Source organism: Flavobacterium sp. GW823-FHT04A11, assembly GCF_058796535.1.
On the sequence record NZ_CM179503.1, the window covers coordinates 4,066,431 to 4,091,050 of the forward strand.

Sequence of the window (24,620 nt, forward strand, 5' to 3'; positions counted from 1 at the left end):
AACTCATAACTCATAATTACAATCCTGTTGCCATCGTTTTTAATCCTCTTTCGCCAATTAGATTTTTTCTAACAGCAAGACTGCGGTACAATTCAACCGGATTTAAAGCCGCTCCTGAACGCAAACGAGCTTCTGCAACCAGTGCGCGAACATCTGTGCGGAAAGCGTTTTGCAGAATTTCCTGTGCTTTTACGACATCGTTCTCATGCTGAGCGATTTCTAATGCTTTTCTGTCTACCAAAAGTGCCTGTGCGTAGGCAATCATAATCGCTTCTACAGATTGTAATAAATCTTCCAAAGGATCTTTTATGTTGTGCGAAGCATCGATCATCCAGCCTAAATCTTTGGCGTGATTCATTCCTCTGGCGTCCATTCCTTCTACCAATTCATTGAAAATCAAAAATAACTGATATGGTTTTAAAGCTCCGGCAGTTAAATCGTCATCTCCGTATTTGGAGTCGTTAAAGTGAAATCCACCTAATTTATTTTCCATTAATAATAAAGAAACGATTTGCTCAATATTTGCATTTGGCAAATGGTGTCCTAAATCAACTAATGTTTGTGCTTTGTCTCCCAATTTTTTCACATAAGAATAAGATTGTCCCCAATCTGCCACTGTTGTGGAATAAAAGTTGGGTTCTGCACATTTGTATTCTAAAAATAATTTCCAGTTGGATGGCAAAGCGTCGTAGATTTCTTCTAAACTTTCCAACGTATTTTGGTATGCTTTACGAAAGTTCAATTGTCCAGGAAAAGAAGATCCGTCTGCTAACCAAACTGTTAACGATTCAGATCCTAATTCGATTCCGTGTTTGATAACCTCGATGTTATGTGCGATCGCTTGTTTACGAACTGCTTTGTTTACGTTTTGTAAAGAACCGAATTTATAGGTATGTTCCTGATTTGCCTGATCCTGAAAAGTATTTGAGTTCATAGCGTCAAACTTTAAACCGTGTTGTCCGGCTAAGTTTTTAATTGCCTGATAATCCGTTGGAATATCCCACGGAATATGCAATGAAATCGCTCCCGAAGCTTTGTTTAAAGCATGGAGCAAACCTACATCTTCGATTTTTTCTTCTATCGAACGTGGTTCTCCACCTCCTGCAAAACGTCCAAATCTTGTTCCTCCTGTTCCTAATGCCCAAGATGGAATCGCAATTTGAAAATCGATTAATTTTTTAATAATAGCTTCTGCATCACCAATTTCTGAAAGTGTAAAAGCAAATTTATTTTGATGTTTTTTAAGGATCTCATCGTTGTGAGATTCTATTTTGTTTGATCCAATTAACATATTATTTTCTTTTAATGGAATTTCAATTGCTAAATATAATTTGAATTCCTGTTTTATTATACTTTAATACCTAAAAAATTAATTAAACACATAGAAACATAGACTTTGTATTTTCGAAAAAAGAAATAAAAAAGAAACTCGTTTCTCACACATATTCCCGAAGCTTCGGGATGCATTAATGCAAGTGAAACGCCTTTTTACGCTCAATAATTCTATGTTTCTATGTATTAAAAATTACTCGTAAAGGTGTTTTTTTATCTATAGAAACCCATAGATACTCCGCCGTCTACATTTAAGGCATTTCCTGTTGATTTGCTCAACAATCCTCCTGTAAATGCAAAACACGCATTGGCAATATCATCGGGCAATATGATTTCATTGAGTAAGGTGCGTTTGGCATAATAAGCCGGTAATTCTTCTACCGTAATGCCATAGGCTTTGGCACGTCCTTCTGCCCAGCCTCCAGACCAAATATTGGAATCCGAAATCACTGCATCCGGATTTACCGTATTGACACGGATTTTATCTGCTCCCAATTCCGCAGCCATAAGACGCGTTAAATGTGCCTGGGCCGCTTTTGCCGATCCGTAACCCGGATTGTTTGGTCCTGCTACAACAGCATTTTTTGATACGATGTTTACAATATCGCCACCAAAGCCTTGTTTTCTCATTACTTCGATTCCTGCTTTTGAAACAATAAATTGTCCTTTTACCAGAATGTCATATAATCTGTCCCATTCTTCCAAAGTGTGTTCTGCGATTGATTTTGAAATGCTGATCCCGGCGTTGTTCACCACGATATCCACGCCTCCAAAAGCAAGGCTTGCTTCATCCAATGCTTTTTCTGTGCTTTTTTCATCCGTTACATTTAAAAGTGTGCTTGAAACGGCATCTTTTCCAAAGGTTTTGATGAAATCTTTTGTCGCTTCTTCAAGTCTTTCTTCATTGATATCGTTGATAATCACACAGGCTCCTTCCTGGGCAAACTTTTTGGCAATTGCTTTTCCTATTCCTCCGGCAGATCCGGTGATTAGGGCAACCCTTCCCGATAATGCTTTTGGTTTTGGCATACGTTGCAATTTAGCTTCTTCAAGCAACCAGTATTCGATATCAAAAGCTTCCTGATGCGGAAGTGAAGTATATTCAGAAACGGCTTCTGCGCCTTTCATAACATTCACCGCATTCACATAATATTCTGATGCCAAACGTGCCATGGTTTTATCTTTGGCAAAAGTGAACATTCCAACTCCCGGATATAAAATAACCACCGGGTTCGGGTCACGCATTGCCGGTGAATTATGTTTTTTGCAGGCATTGTAGTAATCTTTGTACATCGCTCTGTAAGCTTCAAAAGAAGGTGTTAGTTTTGCTTTGATGGTGTTTACATCTGATAAGTCCTCGTTTGGATCCAGTTCCAAAACAAGCGGACTGATTTTGGTTCTTAAAAAGTGGTCCGGACACGAAGTTCCAAGTGGTGCCAGTTTTTCCAAATCATTGGAGTTGATGAATTCCAAAACCCTTGCATCATCAGTATAATGTCCGATCATTTGGCGTTCCGAAGAGCAGAAACCTCTTAAAATCGGCGCTACTTTTGCTGCTTTTAGTTTTCTTGATGCTTCATCAAGACTTTGTATTTTTTGTCCTCCAAAAACAGGACGTTTTTTTCCGTAGTTATTCTCAAGATAAGTGGCGCATTTCTCGATCACTTCAAGTGTGTTGATATAGCTTTCATACGAAGTATCGCCCCAGGTAAAAAGTCCGTGGGAGCCCAGCATGATGCCTCTTAGTTTTTTTCCTTTTTTCTCTGCTTCTTCAAGGCAGGATCTTAATTGTAATCCAAGATCAAATCCCGGACGCTGCCAGCCTACCCAGCCGATTTCCCCGTCGAATAATTCTTCAGTGATTTTTGCACCGTCTTTGGCTGCAGCGATTGCAATTGCCGCATCTGGATGCAAGTGATCAATATGTTTGAAAGGTAAAAAACCGTGTAATGGTGTGTCAATTGATGGCGCTTTAGAAGCCAAATCAAAAATACAGTGATTGAACAATTCTACCATTTCGTCTTCGAATTCTATGCCTTTGTAAACATTCTCCAAATTACGAAGCCTGTCCAAATAAAGTGCCGCACAGCCTGATTTGGTCAAAGTTCCGATATCCCCGCCTGATCCTTTGATCCACATTACCTCTGAGCTTTCTCCCGTTAAGGGATCTTTATCGGTAATTTTTACCGAAGTGTTTCCTCCTCCGTAATTGGTCAATCGTAAATCAGCGCCCAGTAAATTGGAACGATAAATGAAAAGCGCAACTTCATCCCCTGCCAAGGCCGCTGCTTTGGATTCATCCCAAAGGTAGCTCGCGTGCTTAAAATTCTTATTGATGGTATTTGTATTCGACATTATATAAATGGTATTGGTTGTTGTAATTTATAATGAGTTTCCAATTCCGACCAATACTATTGAAAGCATGATCAGTGCAATTCCCCATAAAAAAGTATTGAATGTTTTTTTGGAAACTCCTTTCCATTCTTTCAAATAGAATCCCCAGAAATTGGCTGTCAGGATAATCGTTGCCATGTGCAGGATCCATGAACTGGCTCCGTTTCCTAGTTTGCTTTCGCCCATTCCGTAGAAGAAAAATTGCAAAAACCACATGGTTCCGGCAAGTGCAGAAAAAAGGATGTTTTTTGTAATTGGTGATTGTTTGTTGGTGTAATCTCCAAAGGTTTTATTTTTGAAATTAAGGTACATACACCAAATAAAATTCGTTGTAAGTCCACCCCAAAGCAGCACGATATAGGTAACATTATTTTGAAATAAAGGATTACAACCTGATACTACAGCAGCTTCTGCCATTGGTTTTCCGGCTTCGATTCCGTAGTTGAAAAAAGAACTTAGAATTCCTGATATTACGGCGATAATTAATCCTTTAGTCAAATTAAAATCTTTGTCTTTATCTTCATGCCCAACGGCAAAATCTTTTTCTTTAAGAATTCCTGCTTTTCCGGAAATAGCAATTCCGATAAGGCAAACTGCAACACCTAACAAAACTAGTTGTCCGCCAGTGCTGTGAAGCATATCTGTAAAGGAAATTTTTCCTTCTATTGGATGAAAATTATAATAAATAGAAGGTACTAAGGCTCCGAAAGCAGAACAGAAACCCAATACGATAGAATTTCCAAGTGACATGCCGAGATAGCGAACGCCTAATCCGTAGGTCAATCCTCCAATTCCCCAAATTAATCCCATGGAGAAAGTAAACGCTTTTATCGCTGGTGACGCTGCTGAAATAATTTCAACAAAATTCGGAATCGTTAAATAGGCTGCAATTGGCGGAACGATAAGCCAGGAGAAAAAACCTCCAACGAGCCAGTAGCTTTCCCAAGCCCAATTTTTAACTTTTTTGAATGGCATATAAAAACTCCCTGAAGAAAATCCGCCAATGGAGTGAAAAATGATTCCTAATAATGATTCCATTTATAAATTTGTTTGTGGTTATGTGATAGTTAATCTCGTTTGGTAAAATAAGAAAATGTAAAAAACAAAACTATCCTGTACTATCCTTTATATTATATGTTAAAACCGAGAGGTATTGCAAAGATGAGTCTCATTATATTGAAAAAATAAATTTAAAATTTCTATTTTAGCAATCGATTTCGGAATTATTAATATCACATATATTTAATAAATAAAAAATCAGATTAAGAATTAAGTAACCTAAATTTAGTGTCGCCTACAATTGAAAACAACAACAAAACAGGTAATAAACTAATTTAAAGCTTTTTACAAAAAAAATATAATTTAAAATTACGCTTTGTAAAACGAACGTGATTTGCAATTACAAGCCCATGATCAAACTTATCAAAATAGATGAAGATTCAAGAGTTCCGAAATACAAACAAATTGTAGACTCGATCCTGCAGAATATTGCCAACGGAAATTTGAAAATAAATCAAAAAATCCCTTCTATAAACAGCTTTAGCGAGGAGTTTTATATGTCGAGAGATACGGTTGAAAAGGCTTATAATATTTTAAAAGAGCGAAAAATCATCTCCTCCATTCGTGGAAAAGGCTATTATATTACCCGAACCAAACTGGAATCGAAAGTCAATATCTTATTTCTTTTTAATAAACTGAGTGCGTACAAAATGAAAACGTACAACTCTTTTATCAATACGGTTGGCGCCAATGCTCATGTTGATTTGCATATTTATCATTGTGATGAAACCTTATTTTTGAACCTGTTAGATAAATTTGAAGGCGTTTATGATTATTACGTTATCACAACGCATTTTAAAACCGATGAATTAAAACATTTGAGTTTTACCGATGATGTTGTAAAAGCAATTCAACGAATTCCGCAGGAAAAACTGGTTATTATGGATAACATAAAACTGAACATGGAAGGGGAAATCATCAAAATTTATCAGGATTTTGAAAATGATATTTACAACGCTTTAAAAGAAGGACTTGCCAAAATAACCAAATATAAAAGGTTGATCCTGATTTATCCTGAAAAAGCTGTTTACCCTTATCCACGACGAATTTTGCACGGTTTTAAAAAGTTTTGTGTCGAACACGAAATCAATTTTGAAATCCTGAGCGAAGTTTATGATGATATGGTGCTTAAAAAAGGCGATTTATTTATCACCATCGAAGAATCTGATCTCGTGAATTTAATGAAACAAATTCGCGACGAAGAATATGTTTTAGGAAAAGATATTGGCGTAATCTCGTATAATGATACGCCTTTAAAAGAGCTTTTAGGCATCACTGTAATGTCGACTGATTTTAATGTAATGGGAGAAACCGCAGCGCGAATGATTCTGAATAAAGAAAAAGGTTCTGTAAAAGTGCCGTTTAATTTTATTGACAGGAATTCGATTTAGAATTAAAAACAAAATTAAAAAGACATATTAAAGAAGAGTTTAACACCTCCTTACATACAACTTTTGAAATTAAAATGTACTTTTGAAAAGTAATTCTATTTATTATGAAAGCTGATTTAAATATACAAAATAAAAAGTTAGAATTGATTCAATGGTTGTCAACTATTGAAGATTTGTCTGTGCTAAATAAAATTATAGATCTAAAAAAACAGGAGAATAAAGATTGGTGGAATTCTATTTCTGAAAACGAAAAGCAATCTATAGAAAAAGGATTGCAAGATTCAGAAGCAGGAAAATTAAATTCACATTCAAAAGCGAAACAACTTTATGACAAATGGTTATAAAATCTTATGGACAGATTTTGCTTTAAGTGAATTAAAAGAAACCATTGAATACATCGATGAAAACTGGACAGAAAGAGAGTTACAAAATTTTGCAAAAGAAATTGAAAAAACCGTAAACTTACTTTCACACAATCCAAATCTTTTTCAAGCCTCTGATTTTAAAAACGAAATTCGAAGAGTTATTGTTGCTAAACATAATACATTATATTATCAAGTAAAAAATCATACAGTTGAAATTTTATCATTCTTTTCAAATCGTCAAAATCCAAGGATAAGAAAATTAAAATAAAACTAAACCTTCACCCAATCAATCCTTCCTCTCAAAATTCACCACATTTTCGTGAATATCATTTTTCACGGAAACATTTTCTGCTTTGATATTTTTAAGAAAAACATTCTCAACAGGTAGTTCTTTCTGAGCCAGGATTCTTGAAATAAACTTTACATTTGTTGCTTTTATATTTTCAAGATAGACGTTTTTTATTGGCGTGAGCTTTTTTTCAATTGTGGGAACCAGGTTTCTCCATTGGTACATAACATCTGTTTCGATTCCCAGGATTCCTTCGTCGATTTTACCGCAGGTTATGTTGCTCATATAAATATTGTTAACGTATCCTCCGCGGCGTTCGTTGGTTTTAATAAAAAGAAGATGATTCAGTTTTGCGCCATCAACGACAGTGCAATTATCTATAAATACATTTTCTATTCCGCCGGAAAGTTCGCTTCCAATGGCGACCAATTGATGTCCGTTTTTAACCGTACAATTTCGCATTACAACATTTTTTGAAGGTGTATTTAATCGCCATGCATCCTGATTACTTCCTGATTTTATAGCAATTGCATCATCACCCTGATCAAAAACACAGTTTTCGATCAACATATTCTGACTCATTTCCGGATCAACACCATCATTATTATGTCCGTGTGCATAGACATTTAGGTTTCTAAGTACCACATTTTTAGACAAGAAAGGATGAATCGTCCAAAACGGACTATTTGTAATCGTAACGCCATCCATTACAATATTCTCACAGCGATTGAACTGAATAAACTGAGGTCGAAAATGCGCCGAATCATTTGCCATTTGGCGCTCTTTCATTGGTTTGTTGTACGAAGCCAGAAAATACAATTTTTTCAGACTTTCCATATGCGCCTTTGGTCGGGCAAACCATTCTTTCCACACATCCATTTTTGCCTTTAATTCTCCTTCTCCGGTAATGGCTATATTTTTACATTGGTAGGCATAAATCAGAGGCGAATAATTATAGCATTCGTAACCTTCCCAAGTCGAACGAACAGCCGGTAAATAGTCTTTTGGATCTTCTGAGAAAAGTAAAACTGCTCCTTTTTGCAAATGGAGGTTAATATTGCTCTTAAAATGGATTTTTTTCGTAATCCACTCGCCTTCAGGAATCACAACAATTCCACCTCCCGCTTTATTGGCTTTTGCAATCGCTTTATTTATGGCATCTGATATTTTGTCCTTGTTTCCTTTTATAGCACCAAAATCTACGATAGAATATTCCTTACAATTGCTAAAATCCGGAATTTTGATTGCAGGCATTTCAAAAGGCGTTTTTACGACAACTTCTTGTACTATTACACAAGACGAATCTTTCTGAAACGATAGTAAAAGAAGCGAAAACAATAGCGCAGAACCAAAGATTATTCTTTTCATGATGAAACTATTTTTAATTACAATTAAGGAATTTCATGCTTTTTGAATATATTATTGAAGATTATTTAGCTAAATCAAAATAACATTTTATTAGTAAAGTAAGAAAATACCAAAAGAAAAACTATCCTGCACTATCCTTTTATAATTAATAAAATAGCTGATATTCTTCTAAACAAAATATTATTTCTTAATAGATTTAATAATTATCAGATTCTTATTTTAACATCATAGTACAGGATACTTTATCAAAAATGAACGATTAGATTTGAATAGCAAACCAATCAAAATCTTACAAAAGTGACCAAATTCAAAACCCTTTTTCTTTGTTTTTTTATTTCGGCTTTTGCCTTTGCTGCGCCTTTAAACGACATTATTAAAAACACAAAATATTTATGGTTTGATTTTGGAACTGCAACAAAGAACTCAAAAGCAATTATCATTAATTCTGCTTTGGTTTATGATTCCAATTTGGGATATGGTTTTGATTTTAATACTGCTACAAACGTAAAAATCAATTCCAATTCGTTTTCTACAGAAAAACCAACTTACTTTTCTGTTGCACTTCCCGAAGGAAATTATCAGGTTGAAGTGGTGATAGGAAATTCCCAAAAAGAATCGAATGTTACTATAAAAGCCGAATCGAGAAGATTAATGCTTAATCAATTTTCTGTCAAAAAAGGAAAACAATCCACAAAGGTCTTCAACGTCAACGTGCGAACTCCCAAAATAAATGACAATCTCAATATTACTTTAAAAGATCGCGAAAAGGATATTTTTGATTGGGATGAAAAACTCACGCTGGAATTTTTGGGCGAAGTTTCCATTCAAAGCATAAAAATCACCAAGAAAGAGGATTTAACAGTAGTTTATTTAGCCGGAGATTCTACGGTTACAGATCAGGATGTAGAGCCGTGGGCTTCATGGGGACAATTTATTACGAATTATTTTGATCCTAATATTGTTGTTGCAAATTACGCGTATTCAGGATCTTCTTTAAGTTCTTTCAAAAATTCAAACCGATTGAAAAAAATACTTTTAGAAATTAAAAAAGGAGATTATCTGTTTGTAGAATTCGGTCATAATGATGAAAAAATAAAAGGCGCAGGAAATGGTGCTTGGGAATCTTATTCTGATTTATTAACTGAATTTGTTCAATCTGCAAAAGAGAAAGGCGCGATTCCGGTTTTGGTAACACCAACTCAGCGACGGTTTTTTAATGAAAATGGAACTTTAAAAGAAACGCATGGCGACTTTCCCGCAGCGATGCGTTCGGTTGCTCAAAAAAATAATATTGCGCTTATCGATCTAACGAAAATAACAACGCAGCTTTACGAAGCCTGGGGAGATGATCCTTCCCGAAAAGCTTTTGTACAATATCCGGCGAATACTTTTCCGGGACAAGAAAAAGCGCTGGAAGATAATACGCATTTTAATAGTTTTGGGGCGAATGAAATTGCTCTTTGCGTGCTTCAGAGAATTCGCGAAGTTAATATTCCGTTGAAAAAACACATTACAAAAGAAACTTCAAATTACAATCCAAAGAAACCAAATCATATTTCAAACTGGACACTTCCGATGAGTAACCGTTTTGAAATTGCTAAACCAGATGGTAATTAATCATCATAGAATCAATTATTATGCTGTTAAAAACTACACTTCAAACTCTTGCTTTTTTGCTTTTTTTTAATCAAAATACAAGCGCACAGCAAACCGATAAAATCTATCTTTCGGGAACAGATTTTGAACATCCGGTGCAATGGGATTTTTATTGCACGGCCGGAAATAACAGTCAAAAATGGTCTAAGATCAATGTTCCGTCTCAATGGGAATTAGAAGGTTTTGGCGAATATACATACGGTCGCTGGTATAAGGAATTGAACCAAAAAGAGCCAAGCAAAGAAGAAGGTTTGTACAAATATGAATTTGAAATTCCTGCCAATTATAAGGACAAAAATATTTTGATTGCCTTTGGAGGCGCAATGACGGATACCGAAGTAAAAGTCAACGGAAAACTCGCCGGAGCGATTCATCAGGGAGGATTTTATGAATTTAAATATGATATTTCGTCTTTATTAAAATTCGGTTCTAAGAATCTTTTGGAAGTTCATGCCTGGAAACATTCTGCCAATAAATCGGTTAATGCGGCAGAACGTCGGGCAGATTGGTGGCTTTTTGGCGGAATTTATCGTCCGGTTTGGCTGGAAGTTTCTCCTAAAACGCATATTGAACATATTGCCGTAAATCCGAAAATGGATGGTTCTGTAACGGTCGATGTTAATTTGAAAAACATTCCTAAAAACACAATTTTAGAAGCTTCGCTTAAAGGTTTTAACGGTGAAAATTTCGAAACTTTTACTTTTCCGCTTAAAGCGAAAATTGTAAAGGAATCCATATCTGCACAATGGAAAAACATTAAACCGTGGAATCCTGAAATGCCTAATTTATATGATTTAAAGCTTGTTTTAAAACAAAACGGAACTGTACTTCATCAATACAATAAACGCATTGGTTTTAGAACTTTAGAATTCAAAAAACAAGACGGAATTTATGTAAACGGCACCAAAATTATCATGAAGGGAATTAACCGTCATTCGTTTTGGCCGGAAGGTGGAAGAAGTACCAGCAAGCGAATCAGCGAATTAGACGTAAAATTATTGAAAGATATGAACATGAACGCCGTTCGCGGACATTATCCGCCTGACGATCATTTTTTAGACGTTTGTGATTCTCTCGGGCTTTTTGTTCTGGATGAATTGGCGGGCTGGCAAAATTCGTACGATATGGAAACGGGAACTAAATTAGTCACAGAAATGATGACGCGCGATGTCAATCATCCATCGGTAATTATTTGGGATAACGGAAATGAAGGCGGCTGGAATTACGACGTGGATAAAGTTTTTGCCGAAAATGATCCACAGAAAAGAATTGTAATTCATCCCTGGGCTGATTTTAATGGTTGGGACACGCATCATTATCCCACTTATTTAACAGGAATGCATCGTTTTAATGCCGGTGAAAATGTATTTTTTCCAACGGAATTCATGCACGGAACTTATGACAATGGTCACGGAGCGGCTCTGGAAGATTTCTGGAATCGCTATAAGGAAAGTCCGCTTTTTGCCGGAGGATTTATGTGGGCGATGTTAGACGAAGCCGTGAAACGCTCTGACTGGACGGGCGATGCAAAATTTGATTCGAAAGGTTCACTTGCCGCGGATGGAATTCTGGGACCTCATCGCGAAAGAGAAGGCAGCTATTATACGGTAAAAGAAGTCTGGGCGCCAATTCAGTTTCTGCCAAAACAGGTTACATCAGCTTTTGACGGTTCGTTTTTAATTTCGAATGATTATCTTTTTAGTAATTTGAATTCCTGCAAAATGGAATTTAAAATCCTAAAATCAGATGATGATGTTCTTTATACAAACGGAACTTCGTCAGCAATTAGTTCCGGGAAAATCGAGATTCCGAGTATTGATCCGGGAGAAACAAGAAAAATTCAGTTTGCTGTTCCCAAGAATTTTATTGATGGCGATGTTTTGTCTGTTTCTGCTTATGATCAGTTTAATAAAGAAATTTATACCTGGACGTGGCCTATTCATAAAGCAAAATATTATGCCGCTAAATTTTTAGCAGTTGAGAATACAAAAGCAAAAGCTTCTGTCGTAAAATCAGGCAATGACATTATTCTAAAAGGAAATAATGTGACGGTAACTTTGGATGCGTTGAGCGGAGAAATCGCGTCTGTAAAAAACGGAACTTCCACAATTCCGCTGACAAATGGCCCGCGGCCAATTGGAATGAAAGCCAAATTAAAAGATATACAAATTTCTCAGGAAGGCGAAAAAGCGGTTTGCATTGTAAATTATATTGGCGGTTTATCTTCCATAAAATGGATTATGGAACCTGACGGAAGGTTTAAAATGGAATTAATTGCCTTGAAAAATGCAACCGGCGGTGAAGGTTTTGACGGTGCTTTTTTTGAAGATAAAATCAGCGCATTCGGAATAACATTTAGTTTTCCTGAAAAGGAAGTTACCGGAATCAAATGGTTTGGAAGAGGTCCGTATCACGTTTGGAAAAACCGAATTAAGGGCACCACTTACGGCATTTGGGAGAAAGATTATAACAATACAATTACAGGCGAAAGCTTTGAGAATTTAATTTATCCTGAATTTAAAGGATATCATGCCAATGTACTGGCCGCCAATTTAAAAGCCGGAACCTCATCTTTTAAAGTTTTCAGCGAATCTGACAATTTATTTTTGAGATTATTTACACCTGATTTGCCTAAAAATGGTTTCCCTGGAAGTTATCCGCAACCCGCATTTCCGGAAGGTGATATTTCGTTTATGTATGAAATTCCGGCCATGCGCGATTTTAAACCTTTAGAACAGCAAGGTCCACAAAGTCAGCCCACAAACATTCGTATTAAAAGCGGCGATGATGGGATAAAGATGAATTTGTGGTTTGATTTTAGAGAATAATTTTTGTTTCAGGTTTATTTTGTTTCAGATTTAAACTTTTGTCTATAAACTAAAGTTTACACACATAGTTTTGTCATTTCGAGGAACGAGAAATCACATAACGAAATTACAATACGTTGCTCTCAGGATGTGATTTCTCGTTCCTCGAAATGACAAACTACAGCAACCTGAAACAAAGAAAACCTGAAACTTGAAACCCTTTTACATTTTCACCTGAATCGAACTGTCATTAACCTCAAACTGAGTATTTTTCAAAAGTAAAATCATCTCGGCGCCGGCTAATAAAACGGGACCGTAACCGTGAGCGGCGTATAAATTTACGGGGCGATAGTAGTAAAAAGCGGGATCAAAACCCATTCCTGTTCCTACGCAGGTTCCTTCTACCTGACCTTTTGCATTAACTTTTGAGGCAACTGCATTCCAAGCCAAAACAACGGCGGGGGTATACGCCATTTTATCAACATAACCGCGATTTATGGCTCTGGCAATCGCGTAGGTATAAATGGCTGTCGCCGAAGTTTCCAGATACGTATCGTTTCTATCCAATAATTGATGCCAAAAACCCGTTCCGTCCTGATACTGCAATAATCCGGCGATATGTTTTTGCAACTGTGCCAAAACCTGAGGATATCCGGGATGATTTTTGGGCAGAACTTCTAATAATTCTACCATTGTCATCACCGCCCAGCCATTGGCTCTGGCCCAATGAAACTCGGGATGAACCTGCATAGATTCTACCCAGCCGTGCATATAAATTCCCTTTTGGGTGTTGAACATTCTTTGAGAAAACTGGTTGACTTGCTTTACGGCATCATCAAAATATTTTACGTCTCCGGTATAACTTCCCATTTGGGCAAGTGCGGGAACGCTCATAAACATATCGTCGAGCCAAAGCGTATTATCCTGAGGTCGGTTTCTGGCGAGTGTTCCGTCTTTTAGGCGGAATTCTTTTTCGCTGATGTATTTGATAAAATTATTAATTACGGGTTCAACATTGGCATTAATTCCAGCTTTTTTGGCTTTTATAAATGCCGCACACAAAGCGCCTGCATCATCCAAAGCTCTTGGATTTAGAACGGTATTAACGGGAGAATCTTTTAGGTTTTCCGGCTTATAATTCTCCGCAATATCTGCAATGAGTTTCAAGCGTTTATTGGTATAATCTGCGTATTTTTTATTTCCTGTTGCCTCGGTAGCCAAAAGCATTCCGGCATATGTCACGCCCCATTCATAACTTGTTAACCGGAAAGCACCGGGAGAAAATTTAATTTTTCCTTTTGCTTTTTTGAAATCTTTTACTTCTGAATTATCACTAACATTTATAGCTTTCGATGCCGTATTTTCTTCGAGAAAAGCATAAACTCTGTTCATTACATTTTCGATATTTTCTTTCTCAGGAATCACGTATGGCGTTACATAATCGGGCTGCATTAAATGTAATGGCGATGTTGCATCGGTGGTTTGGGCATTGATAAAAGTACTTATTGCAAATGCGAAGAGTGTCATTATTTTGGCTGATTTATAGCTCATAGTTTGTCTTGTTAAAATGAGAATTGTGTTTTTAGCTTATTGGACTTAATGATTTTAACACATAGAAACATAGGTCTTGCAATCGCAAAAGGGCGTTTCACTTGTTTAAACAAACATAGCTATGTGTTGAAAATCTTGATTTTCTTTAATGACTTTTTATTTAGATTCTAATCTATGTTTCTATGTGTTAGAATATTTTGCCACAGATTAACTTTAATCTAAATGAAAAACTTCTCGTAATGAAATCGCAACCGGAGAATTATCAGGATTTGTATCCATAATATCAGCCATATACGCCCACCACTTTTTTATGATAGGATGATTTGGTAAATAGTTCTGATCAAAGTCGGCGCTAATTTTTTGAACTGCAAAAAGCGTCAGAGTTTCTTCATCCAAAAAAATGCTGTAATCCTGAATTCCGGTTTCTGAAAGTAATGACGCTAATTCCGGCCAAATTTCATCATGCCGTTTTTTATATTCTTCCTCAAAACCGGGTTTTAATTTCATTTTAAAAGCATTCCGAATTGTTGTATTGCTTTTCATTTTTTGAATGTTTTAGGAAGTTAAAAAGCAACACGAATTGCACTAATTATCACTAATCTCTTTCTTGAAATTAATTTCACAAACAAAAAATTCGTGACAATTCGTGAAATTCGTGTTTAATCTTAATAATTCGGATTCTGCATAGCATCTTTTTCCGCTGCTGTCAATGGTCTTCCGTTTGCATAAACGCCATCAAGGAAAGTCTGCGGAATTGGGCGTACATTGTGATAATCCTGAATGTTTGGATTGGCTTCTATATTATACGCTTTTGCTCTGGCTACTAACGTTTTGGTTCGGCTTAAATCTTCCCAACGGTGAAATTCTCCGCACAGTTCTCTGGTTCTTTCATTTAAAATTAAACACAGCATTCGGTCATAATCACTTGCATATCCCAGTTTTGAAATAACAGCCAGATCTTCTGCCGGCAAAGCGCCAATACTGGTAATAGCCAGACTTGTAGCAGTTGTTGAAACGGGAATATTGTTTGACTCATAATACGAGTTTTCAGGAACAAAAGAAATCGGAATTCCAGCCTGACCAGTTGCGGTGTAAGCGGCAGAACCATCTGTATAAGCCGCACGATTTTCTCCTGCTTTGTATGCCGCGCGTGTACGAACCGCGTTGATATACGGCAATGCATCAGAAAATGTGGCGCCGCCAATTTGTGCCAAACGTACTTTTGCTTCTGCAGCCTGCAAATAAGTTTCTGCCGAACGCGCTAAAATAATGTCACGTGATCCTTTTATATTACTCAAATCGATTCTGTTACCATCCATATATTTACTTAAAGAAGGAAATCTAACATCAGCCATTAAACCAACATTATCAGCTGCATGCGCTACAAAAACGCTCGGAATTGTTTTTCCGGTTTTGGAATCGATGATCGCATCAGCATTTTTAGTTTTGGCAAAACGTGTATCAGAAGCGCTATTTACAATGTACATGATTCCCAAATCGCCATTGTTATAATAATTTCCTGATTTGTTGTTGATGATACTTTTAGTCTGAAAACTTTTCCAGAAACGGGAATCATTCACGTGATCATAAACATCATACACAAAATAAGTTGGCGCCAAACGGCTAAAAGGTCGTCCTCCGGCAAGATTACGTCGCATTTGAGGCAATTGATCATAAGTAGAAAGAAAATACAAATGCTGTTGGTTTCCTCCTGTTGTTAAAGGACTTGCGTTAAACTGGGCTGATAAAATCAGTTCAGGAAGTTTTTCATTTGCGCCATCGGTCACGGTATAATTCCATAGTTCCACATAATTTGCCGCTAACGGATGATGTGCAATTACCTCATCAGATAAAGTTACGACTTGTTGCAAATCGGTTTGTTTTGTGGCGGAGTTCCAGCTATCGTTTATTTCACTGGCGCGCGTTAAATAGGCTTTCGCCAAATAATGAGCGGCGGCATCTTTGGTAATTTTTGCCGGAGCGCCTGCATTGCTCAATAAAGTATAGGCTTGCGTAAAATCAGCAATTACCTGATCTAAAACTTGTTGTGGTGTTGCTCTGGTAAATTCTAATTCAACCGTAGAACTAGTGGTTAATTTTAAAGGCACGCCTCCATATTGGTTTAGCAATTTTAAATAATTAAAAGCTCTCAAAAAATAACCTTCGCCTAAAGCTGTTTTCTTGATCGCGTCGTTTGTTGATGCAATGACTGTTGCCGATTCAATTAACTGATTGGCATTTCCGATTCCGATATACAAATTGTCCCAGTTTGTGTTTGCCGCAACGGTATTCGCATTAGAAACCGTTACAAAAGCCTTAAAACCTGAAGAATATGAATTCCAGATCCAGTTGGAAGGATCGCCTCCCGCATGAAATTCATCTGTACCGGATTCTGTTGCCGTAAGCGGAACTTCGGTTTGAAATTCTGCCGCAAATACCTGATAATAAGTCCCCACTGCCAAGGCCTGAATCCCGGCTTCGGTTTTATAATAATCCTGACTGTAAGCCGTGGTCAATTCTTCGTCAAGGAAATCCTTGTTGCAGGAAGTGGTCAAAATTAATGCAGTAAAAAGCATCAAAGTGATATATTGATTTTTATAATTTTTCATAATGTTTTTTTTTAGTTTAATTTAGAATTCTACATTTAAACCTAAAGTCACACCTCTGTTTGAAGCCGTTGTCTGCGTATCTAAATCTGTCCATTTTACTTTCGTGAAAATCATTCCCGGATTGGTTGCCTGACAGTATAATTTCATTTTAGAAAGTCCCAGTTTTTGTATTAGATCTTTATCAAAATGATAGCCTAAAGAAATGTTTCGCATTTTTATAAAGTTCCCGTTTCTGTATCCTAAAACAGGAAAATAAGGATCTCCGGTTCCGGCAGAATAAATTGGTTTTTGATATTCGGCATTTGTATTATTATCGGTGTAATAATTTATGGATCTCTGGCTTCCTTTTGCACCTTCATTTTCTCCCAAAGTATCATACAAATAACCCATTCGACCATAAATAAAGAAGGACAATTCGACGTTTTTATAAACAAAAGTATTGGTTAAACCTACGATATACTTCGGGTCTTTTGAACCGATAATAACGCGGTCATTATTGGCATCAATTTTATAATCACCGTTTTGATCGACCGGTCTGGCGTTACCAAACGAAAAAATAGTGGAACCTGCAGCGGCATTGAATTTTGCCATTTCTGCAGCATCTTCCGGTTTCCAGATTCCGTTTGAAGCAAAGCCGTAAATTACATTTTGTGATTCCCCAATAAATAAATTGTTATTGATATCATCAAATGCTCCATTTTGCAAGGCTACAATTTTGCTTTGTTGATACGATCCGCTAAAATTGGATGTCCACTCAAAATCTTTTAAAGAAACATTTACTGTATTTAATGTCAATTCGACTCCGTTTCCTTCTGTTTCCCCAACGTTTTGGTAGGTATCTTTTACACCAAGAACTGTTGGAACACTGCTTTTTAACAGCAAATCGGTTGTTTTACTGGTATAATAATCCAGCGCCCCCGAAATTCTGTTATTAAAGAAAGAAAAATCAATTCCGTAATTAAACTGCGAGGTTTGTTCCCAGCCCAATTGCACATTTCCCAATGACGTATTGTTTGTCACACCCGATCCGTTTGGATACACGATTCCAATTAACGGCGGCTGAGTGGCATAAGCAGGAACAGCAGCATTTCCGGTAACACCATAACCTACTCTCATTTTTAACTGATTGATCCAAGCGACGTTTTCCAGAAATTTTTCTTTGTTGATCACCCACGCCGCAGAAGCACTCGGAAAAAATGCCCATCTGTTATCTGCAGCCAATTGTGAAGCTCCGTCAAAACGACCCGATGCTGTTAGTAAATATTTATCGGCGTAGCTGTAATTCACCCTTCCCATATAGGATAACAAACCCGTATCTGTTAAACCAGAAGAATAACCCGCAAGTGTAACATTAGCAGGATTTAAGGCATTCCATTTATTGGCAGGATTTTTTATATCATTGGCCGACATTGAACTTTGCTCGTTGTGATATTCCGTCTGGCTCATCAATAAGGTGGCACCAAAATTATGATTGCCCACTATTTTATTGTAAAAAATCAAGTTATCCAAAGTATACGAAATTGCTTTTTCATTATATAAAGAAGCAAAACTGGTTCCGGAACGAATGGCCGATTTTCCATCTAAAAAAACACCATCACGATACGAAGTAATATCGGGACCAAAATTGATTCTGTATTTTAAGCCTTCAAGTTTAGAGGAAAAACCACCTAAATCAAACTGGGCGTATAAACTACCAAAAGCACGCAGGGAAACACGCTGATCCTGTGATAATTTATCTTCATCAACAGGAGTTCTAATCGTAGAATCCCCTCCAGGACTATCAATTCGGACACCATTGGCGTCATACGGAACCGCATACGGAAGATTGGTACGCGCAGTCGCGTAAATTCCGGTAGTAGTTGTAACGGCAGTTCTACCCACATTTGATTGTCCGTATTCGTTTACGCCATAACTTGTATTAAGGCTAACTCCCATTGAGAACCAATCTGTAGGCGTAATATCAACATTGGCAGTTCCGCTGTAACGTACGTAACCTTGTCCCTTTAGAGTTCCGGTATTGTTGAGATATCCAAAAGATCCGTAGGCTTTCATTTTTTCTGTACCTCCGCTTACGCCAATGGTATGCTGTTGGGTAATTCCGGTTCTGGTTACAAATTTTGTCCAGTCTGTGGTGGCTACTTTCGAACCATCCCAGGTTGTGGTTAAGTTTCCGCTCGCATCTCTCCATCCTTTTTCGATATTCGCCCACGCAGTAGGATCGGCGGAAGCCAGGAAAATTAAGCGGTCATTCTCGATTGTGGGCGCATCTCCTTTTGGGAAAGCAGTTGGATTGGAATAATATCTTCCCCAACGGCGAAATTCGATATATTCTGCCGAATTCATCATGGGCGCATTTTCATGAATGGTTTCAAACATGATCGAAGTATCGTAATTTAAGGTGAATCTTCCGTTTTTACCTTTTTTTGTCGTGACAATAATAACTCCGTTTGCACCTCGGGAACCATAAATTGCCGTTGCCGAAGCATCTTTTAAAACATCAATACTTTCAATATCTGTAGGATTCAAAAAATCGATTCCGCCAGAATTAGGGTCAACACTTATTTTTCCTGTAGTGGCATCGGTAATCAATCTTGAATTTAACGGAATACCATCGACCACATAAAGCGGCGCATTGGATGCAGAAATTGAGCGCGCTCCACGAATAGTCACCGTTCCGACTGTTCCGGGGCGTTCATTTGTGGTAACATCTACACCGGCAGCTTTTCCCTGCATGGCCTGCACGGCATTTACAACCGGCCTTGAAGCAATTTCATCTGCTCCTACGCTTACAATGGAACCGGTAAGGTCTTTTTTCTTTTTTACGCCATAACCCACAACAACGACTTCTTCCAGAGAATTATCGTCTTCCTGCAGGACAACATTGTAAACGTTCGAGCCTGCAATGGTGATTTCCTGTTTTTTAAAACCAATAAAACTGTAAACAAGGACAGTACCCGGAGAAACGCTAATGGAATAACTTCCGTCCATGTCTGTACTTACACCATTCTGAGTTCCCTTAATGAGGACATTCACGCCGGGAACAGGCAATCCGGTTCCGTCTGTAATGGTACCTTTCACTACTTTGTTCTGTGCAAAACCTGACGCATAAAATAATGCAGTCACCGCTATTGCCAGCAGAAAACTTAATTTGTTTTTCATAAAAGTTAATTTGGTTAATTAATAGTTAGCAACTCAAATTTATCCAGAAGTAATTTTCTTACCATCCTGTAGTATCCTGCTAATTTTCAATACATTACAATTAGTTATTAACTTTTTTTTAACCAATAAAAACCTCAACTGATTGATTTTCAATATCAAACAAAAAACTTTACCTATAAAATAGGAATATAAAAATGAAACAATATTTAAATTATGTATATGATATTTTTAATTATAAATTTTTAAGAAATAAAAAATGGATTGAATCAATTGACAATTATTTATCATTTGAAATTTTTTAAATTTTAGTGCAAAAAAAAAGTCCCGATTTTTAAAAACCGGGACTTTTTTTTATTTCTTCGATGGCATTAAAATAATATTGGGTTTGGGAGCGGGTTGCATATCTTTTCCCATATAAAAACTCGTATGCGGCGGCTGATTATACCCTACATTTTGCCAGGCAATACTCAGCCTGTATTGCGGATCGTGCATTAAAGTATATTGCCTTATTTCTGTTGGAATTGTGGTCGAATAAATTCGCAGTTCCTTATTGTCTTCAGATCGAAGAATCAACTCTTCGCGCCAATCGCCCAGAATATCAGCAGAAAGTGCCGGAGTAGATTTTGTACCATTATTAGATGCCGCTCCTGTTGCAGTAAACAATCGCCCTACATTATATTTATCGATATAATTAGAATTCAGAAGTTCTCTGGAAGTATCTCCATCCCAATAAATTAAAAAATTATTCGAGGTCGGGGCTTTGCCAATCGCTTTTCCTTTTATATCATGCAAATCCGGTGAACCGGACCACCAGCATTGCGCGCCTTTTCGGGTTGGGTCAATATTATCGGCCACACCGCGTCCTACATCTTCATTAGGCGAATCGGTTAATAAAACTTTTCCGTCTGCAGCGGCAAACAAAGTTACGCCCGGACCCGTGGTTCCGTTTTCAATTTCATGGATTCCAAAAACTTCCAGACCCGGTAAATCAGGATCAAGATCAGAAACGTGAATCGCATCGCCGTGCCTGAAGCCCGTTGTGTACAAACCTTTTCCGTTATCATCAACACACATCGATCCGTAAATAATTTCGTCTTTTCCGTCATTATCTACATCGGCAACCGTAAGATTGTGATTTCCCATTCCCGAATACGGATTCTCGGCATCTTTACTATCAAAAACCCATCTTGAAGTCAGTTTGTTATTTTTGAAATCCCAGGCAGCCAAAACCGTTCTTCCGTAATATCCACGGCACATGACAACGCTTGGATGAACGCCATCCAAATAGGCAACACAGGCTATAAACCGATCCATTCTGTTTCCTTTTGTATCATTTCCTCCGCTTCCGCCTCTTCCGCCCCAGGCAGCAAGATCTCCGCGTTCTGCGATATAATCTACGGTCGTAATGAGTTTTCCGTTTCTTCCGTTAAAAACCGAAAGGTATTCAGGACCTTTTAAAATTTTTCCAAATGTTGACGATTTCTCCTCCCGATCTACCCAGTCTTTTGAGGGATCTCCCACCACATTGTTTTCACTGTCTGTGGTTCCGTCAGCTGTTTTACAGACAAATTCAGAAATTCCGTCACCATCTAAATCATACACCATAAACTGCGTATAATGTGCGCCTTCGCGGATGTTCTTCCCTAAATTAATCTGCCATAAAAATTTTCCTTCCAAGGTATACGCCTGAAATATCGGCGGATCTGTAATTCCGGTATGTGAATTATCATGGCTTTTTCCGGTCATGTGCACAATCAGATCGTATTTTCCGTCGCCATCTAAATCTCCCACCGAAAGATCATTGGGAATATATCCTTCCACAGGCTTTAGCACAATCGGCATATAGTCTTTATCCGGACTTTCTGCCGGAATGGTAAAACTTCCTTTTGCGTCGGTTTCTTTTCCTTTAATCACTGTTTTTACAAACCACATATTTTCTTCGTAACTATTGGCTTTGGTATCCAGAAAATTTGTTGCGCCTGAAATTGGTTTTTCATTGAGTTTAACTGCTTTTTTGGAACCGCTTTTTCGATATAAATTAAAAGCCAAATCATTAGCATCTGTTCCTAAAACACGCCAGCCTATAAAAAACTGATTGTTTGTTTTTACGACGATAATGCCACGGTCAAGGTTTTCCATTTGTCGCTGCGCAAATATGGAACCTGAAAGAAGAAATACTATCGACAGAAGTCTATGTTTTATAACTGTTTTCATAATTTTATTTTTTTAATAAAGCTTAGTTTGTCATTTCGACGGAGGAGAAATCACATAAAGTGAAATCATACAAGTACGTCGCTCTCTTGATGTGATTTCTCGTTCCTCGAAATGACAAATCATGCTTAAAATCTTAGCAATTAAGAGTCTCAGCATCTTAGCAACTCAGAACCTTAGCAACTTAGAAATCAAAACATCTTCTTAAATCCTTCACTTTTCACCTTCCAGGTTCCGTCTTTCGGGAAACCGGGATTTTCTTCTGTTGTTCCATCCCAACCGGCGCACATCATGGCAACTGCGGTTAGTAATCCACCGTTTCCGGGAAGGTATAATGTGAGTCTTTCTGCCTGGTAATTATGTCCGTTTTTTAAATAGGTGTTTGTCGTTACATTCATAAATAAGGCGTCAATTGCTTTTTCGGGCATTTGCAGGCGCGCGGCAGACATTGCTGTCATCGGGAAATCCCAACCCCAGGTTTTGTCCCACGACCAGGTATCCCAAACCAGATTAAAAGTATTTTTCATGATTTTTTTATCCAAAAGAGACGTTTCAGGAAGCATTCCGAAAGTTCCCAATACGGAGGGATGATCGGTTTTAAATTCAGGATTTGTATAGGAATCTGTTGCACTTTCAGTAGCCAGATAGACATCATTTGCGATTGGTAACGGAGATAATTTCGCCAGAACTGTTTCCCATTTTTCAGGTACTTTCTGGTTTAGTTTTTTCTTCCACGCAATGGCGGTTTTCAAAGCCCAGTTCCAATACGCCAATTCATAAGTTGGATTAAAAGTTTCCATCGCCTTAAAGCGTTCCTGCGCCGGAATCACGCCCGGACCTAAAACATAACGATCATTTTTCGCGTCATAATTGGCAAACGAAGCCATAAAATCTGCGGTTGCAAAAACACGTTCGCTGTATAAATTCAATGTTTTATTGTTTGGATTTGCGCGATACATCAATTCAGCATACGTAATAAAATGCGGCTGCTGCCAAATCAAAAAGGATCCTACCGAAGACGGACTTTCGTTACCATCAGGATCGGTCATTTTTTGCCATCTTGCGCCTTCAAAACCTTGTCTTTTGGCAATATTTTTGGCTTTTTCAAAAACCTTTTGATACCACGGAAGACTTTTTTCCAACAGTTCCGGTCTGTTCCAAAGTGCAAAATGAACGCCATGCCACCAATGCATTTCCAGATGCGGTTTCCCGTACCAGCTGTTGTAAGTCAATCCCGTTTCCTGTGGCGGAACTTTTCCTGTACATTGTACTTTGGTCAAATACTGCGACAAAATAACCCGTCTTTCCAGTTCAGGTGCACGTTTGTCTGTACTTCCTGAAAAATCAACTGCTGCACCGCTTTTCCAAAATTGTTCCCAGCCTTTTATGCTGCTGTTTTCTATGTCTGAAAAAGAAGCATTTGCTGTTTTATTATTTGTTAAAGCAAAAAGACAGCTCAGTTCTAAGGTATTGGTGTTTGAAGCTTCAACAACAAAATAATGATCTGCTGTTTTCTTAATGTGGGCATTTCCCTTCCACATTAAATTCACGTTATAGGAAATACTGTCCATAACATGCGTGATAACCGCTTGTGTTTTTGACTTTTCTAAAAGCGTGCTTTTATAATCTTCTTTTCCTTCCCATTTTGTTCCCATATCGGCCCAATCGCCGGTTGGAAAAGGAATTCTCAAACTAATTTTCAGGCGTTTTTGCTGCAATAAATCCGATTTTACTTTTACGCCAATCGCATCTTTTTCCTGATGAGAAGCCGTTAAAACGGTTACCGGAATTCCTTCCACTTCAAAATAACTTTCGATTTCACCCGTCCATAAATTCAGTTTTTGCGAAATCGATTGGATGTCTTCAGGCTTTGCCGGACTTCCGTCTTTTTTGGTAATTTCAAAACCTAAATTTCCCAATTGCAATAAATGCGGATTCTGGCGAAACCAGTTCACCGCTTCGACTTTTCTAGCCGGTTCCTTGATTTGAACAGTGTATGAAATATCCCTTCCATATTGTTTATAATCACGTAAGGTTTCTGAAAACTTATAGCCTTTTGTATTTTTATAACTGTCCCAACCCCACTCAGACTGCGTTCCAAGTGGGATTCCGTTTTGATACTTTTTCGGAAAAGTCTGCAAACCCGTGGCGTCGACAGTAAAAGCAAAAGCGCCATTACCAACCGTCAGCGAAGCTAAAGTATCGATAGACGAGATTTGTACATTATGTCTGGTTACCAATGCTTTCCTGTCTATTTTCTGCGCCGATATGCAAATCGAGAATAGAATTGTAATGATTAATAGCTGTTTTTTCATAGTATAAAAGTTGGTTTTGATAGTTTCAGTGTTCAGTCACAGTATTCAGTATTCAGTTACAGTATTCAGTTTAGGATAGCTTTGTCAAAGTTTAAAACTTTGACAAAGCTTGAC

General features: G+C 37.6%; 15 protein-coding genes. 5 read left to right on the forward strand and 10 right to left on the reverse strand.

The window, feature by feature from the left end; all coding sequences use genetic code 11:
* Window positions 1-16 precede the first annotated feature (16 nt).
* The 3 genes from AC3QL1_RS17565 to rhaT form a co-directional block, all read right to left on the reverse strand.
* The gene (locus tag AC3QL1_RS17565) at window positions 17-1,291 is read right to left on the reverse strand and encodes a sugar isomerase (RefSeq protein ID WP_492493423.1); all 1,275 of its coding nucleotides are present in this window, start codon (window positions 1,289-1,291) and stop codon (window positions 17-19) included.
* A 254-nt stretch (window positions 1,292-1,545) separates the two neighbouring features.
* Window positions 1,546-3,687 (reverse strand): bifunctional aldolase/short-chain dehydrogenase, encoded by a 2,142-nt coding sequence (locus tag AC3QL1_RS17570; RefSeq protein WP_492493424.1) that lies wholly within the window; start codon window positions 3,685-3,687, stop codon window positions 1,546-1,548.
* Between the two features lie 27 nt (window positions 3,688-3,714).
* Window positions 3,715-4,764: an L-rhamnose/proton symporter RhaT gene (gene rhaT / locus AC3QL1_RS17575; protein WP_492493426.1), complete on the reverse strand. Its 1,050-nt coding sequence runs from the start codon at window positions 4,762-4,764 to the stop codon at window positions 3,715-3,717.
* Between the two features lie 371 nt (window positions 4,765-5,135).
* Between rhaT and AC3QL1_RS17580 the strand changes: the two genes are divergently transcribed.
* The 3 genes from AC3QL1_RS17580 (at window position 5,136) to AC3QL1_RS17590 (ending at window position 6,809) form a co-directional block, all read left to right on the forward strand.
* Complete coding sequence (locus tag AC3QL1_RS17580; RefSeq protein WP_492493428.1) at window positions 5,136-6,176, forward strand: GntR family transcriptional regulator; 1,041 nt, start codon at window positions 5,136-5,138, stop codon at window positions 6,174-6,176.
* Window positions 6,177-6,280: 104 nt separating this feature from the next.
* A complete protein-coding gene (locus AC3QL1_RS17585) occupies window positions 6,281-6,520 on the forward strand; it encodes a hypothetical protein (RefSeq protein ID WP_492493430.1) in 240 nt (79 codons plus the stop codon).
* Window positions 6,504-6,809, forward strand: a complete 306-nt coding sequence (locus AC3QL1_RS17590; protein ID WP_492493432.1) for a type II toxin-antitoxin system RelE/ParE family toxin — start codon at window positions 6,504-6,506, stop codon at window positions 6,807-6,809. Before AC3QL1_RS17585 ends, AC3QL1_RS17590 begins: the two co-directional genes overlap by 17 nt.
* Window positions 6,810-6,827: 18 nt before the next feature.
* Here AC3QL1_RS17590 and AC3QL1_RS17595 read toward each other — a convergent pair whose 3' ends face one another.
* On the reverse strand, window positions 6,828-8,198 hold the full coding sequence (locus tag AC3QL1_RS17595; RefSeq protein WP_492493434.1) for a glycoside hydrolase family 28 protein: 1,371 nt from the start codon (window positions 8,196-8,198) through the stop codon (window positions 6,828-6,830).
* Between the two features lie 297 nt (window positions 8,199-8,495).
* Between AC3QL1_RS17595 and AC3QL1_RS17600 the strand changes: the two genes are divergently transcribed.
* Complete coding sequence (locus AC3QL1_RS17600) at window positions 8,496-9,815, forward strand: rhamnogalacturonan acetylesterase (protein WP_492493436.1); 1,320 nt, start codon at window positions 8,496-8,498, stop codon at window positions 9,813-9,815.
* 56 nt (window positions 9,816-9,871) lie between these two features.
* Window positions 9,872-12,682, forward strand: a complete 2,811-nt coding sequence (locus AC3QL1_RS17605) for a glycoside hydrolase family 2 protein (RefSeq protein ID WP_492493438.1) — start codon at window positions 9,872-9,874, stop codon at window positions 12,680-12,682.
* Between the two features lie 201 nt (window positions 12,683-12,883).
* Here AC3QL1_RS17605 and AC3QL1_RS17610 read toward each other — a convergent pair whose 3' ends face one another.
* From AC3QL1_RS17610 to AC3QL1_RS17635, 6 genes are all read right to left on the reverse strand, one after another.
* Window positions 12,884-14,188, reverse strand: a complete 1,305-nt coding sequence (locus AC3QL1_RS17610; RefSeq protein ID WP_492493440.1) for a glycoside hydrolase family 88/105 protein — start codon at window positions 14,186-14,188, stop codon at window positions 12,884-12,886.
* A 237-nt stretch (window positions 14,189-14,425) separates the two neighbouring features.
* The gene (rhaM, locus tag AC3QL1_RS17615; RefSeq protein WP_492493442.1) at window positions 14,426-14,755 is read right to left on the reverse strand and encodes an L-rhamnose mutarotase; all 330 of its coding nucleotides are present in this window, start codon (window positions 14,753-14,755) and stop codon (window positions 14,426-14,428) included.
* A 122-nt stretch (window positions 14,756-14,877) separates the two neighbouring features.
* A complete protein-coding gene (locus tag AC3QL1_RS17620; RefSeq protein ID WP_492493444.1) occupies window positions 14,878-16,821 on the reverse strand; it encodes a RagB/SusD family nutrient uptake outer membrane protein in 1,944 nt (647 codons plus the stop codon).
* A gap of 21 nt (window positions 16,822-16,842) precedes the next feature.
* Window positions 16,843-19,980, reverse strand: coding sequence for a SusC/RagA family TonB-linked outer membrane protein (locus AC3QL1_RS17625; RefSeq protein ID WP_492493445.1), 3,138 nt, complete (start codon window positions 19,978-19,980; stop codon window positions 16,843-16,845).
* Window positions 19,981-20,331: 351 nt separating this feature from the next.
* Window positions 20,332-22,194: a rhamnogalacturonan lyase gene (locus AC3QL1_RS17630; RefSeq protein WP_492493446.1), complete on the reverse strand. Its 1,863-nt coding sequence runs from the start codon at window positions 22,192-22,194 to the stop codon at window positions 20,332-20,334.
* 188 nt (window positions 22,195-22,382) lie between these two features.
* Window positions 22,383-24,506: a hypothetical protein gene (locus AC3QL1_RS17635; RefSeq protein WP_492493447.1), complete on the reverse strand. Its 2,124-nt coding sequence runs from the start codon at window positions 24,504-24,506 to the stop codon at window positions 22,383-22,385.
* Window positions 24,507-24,620 lie beyond the last annotated feature (114 nt).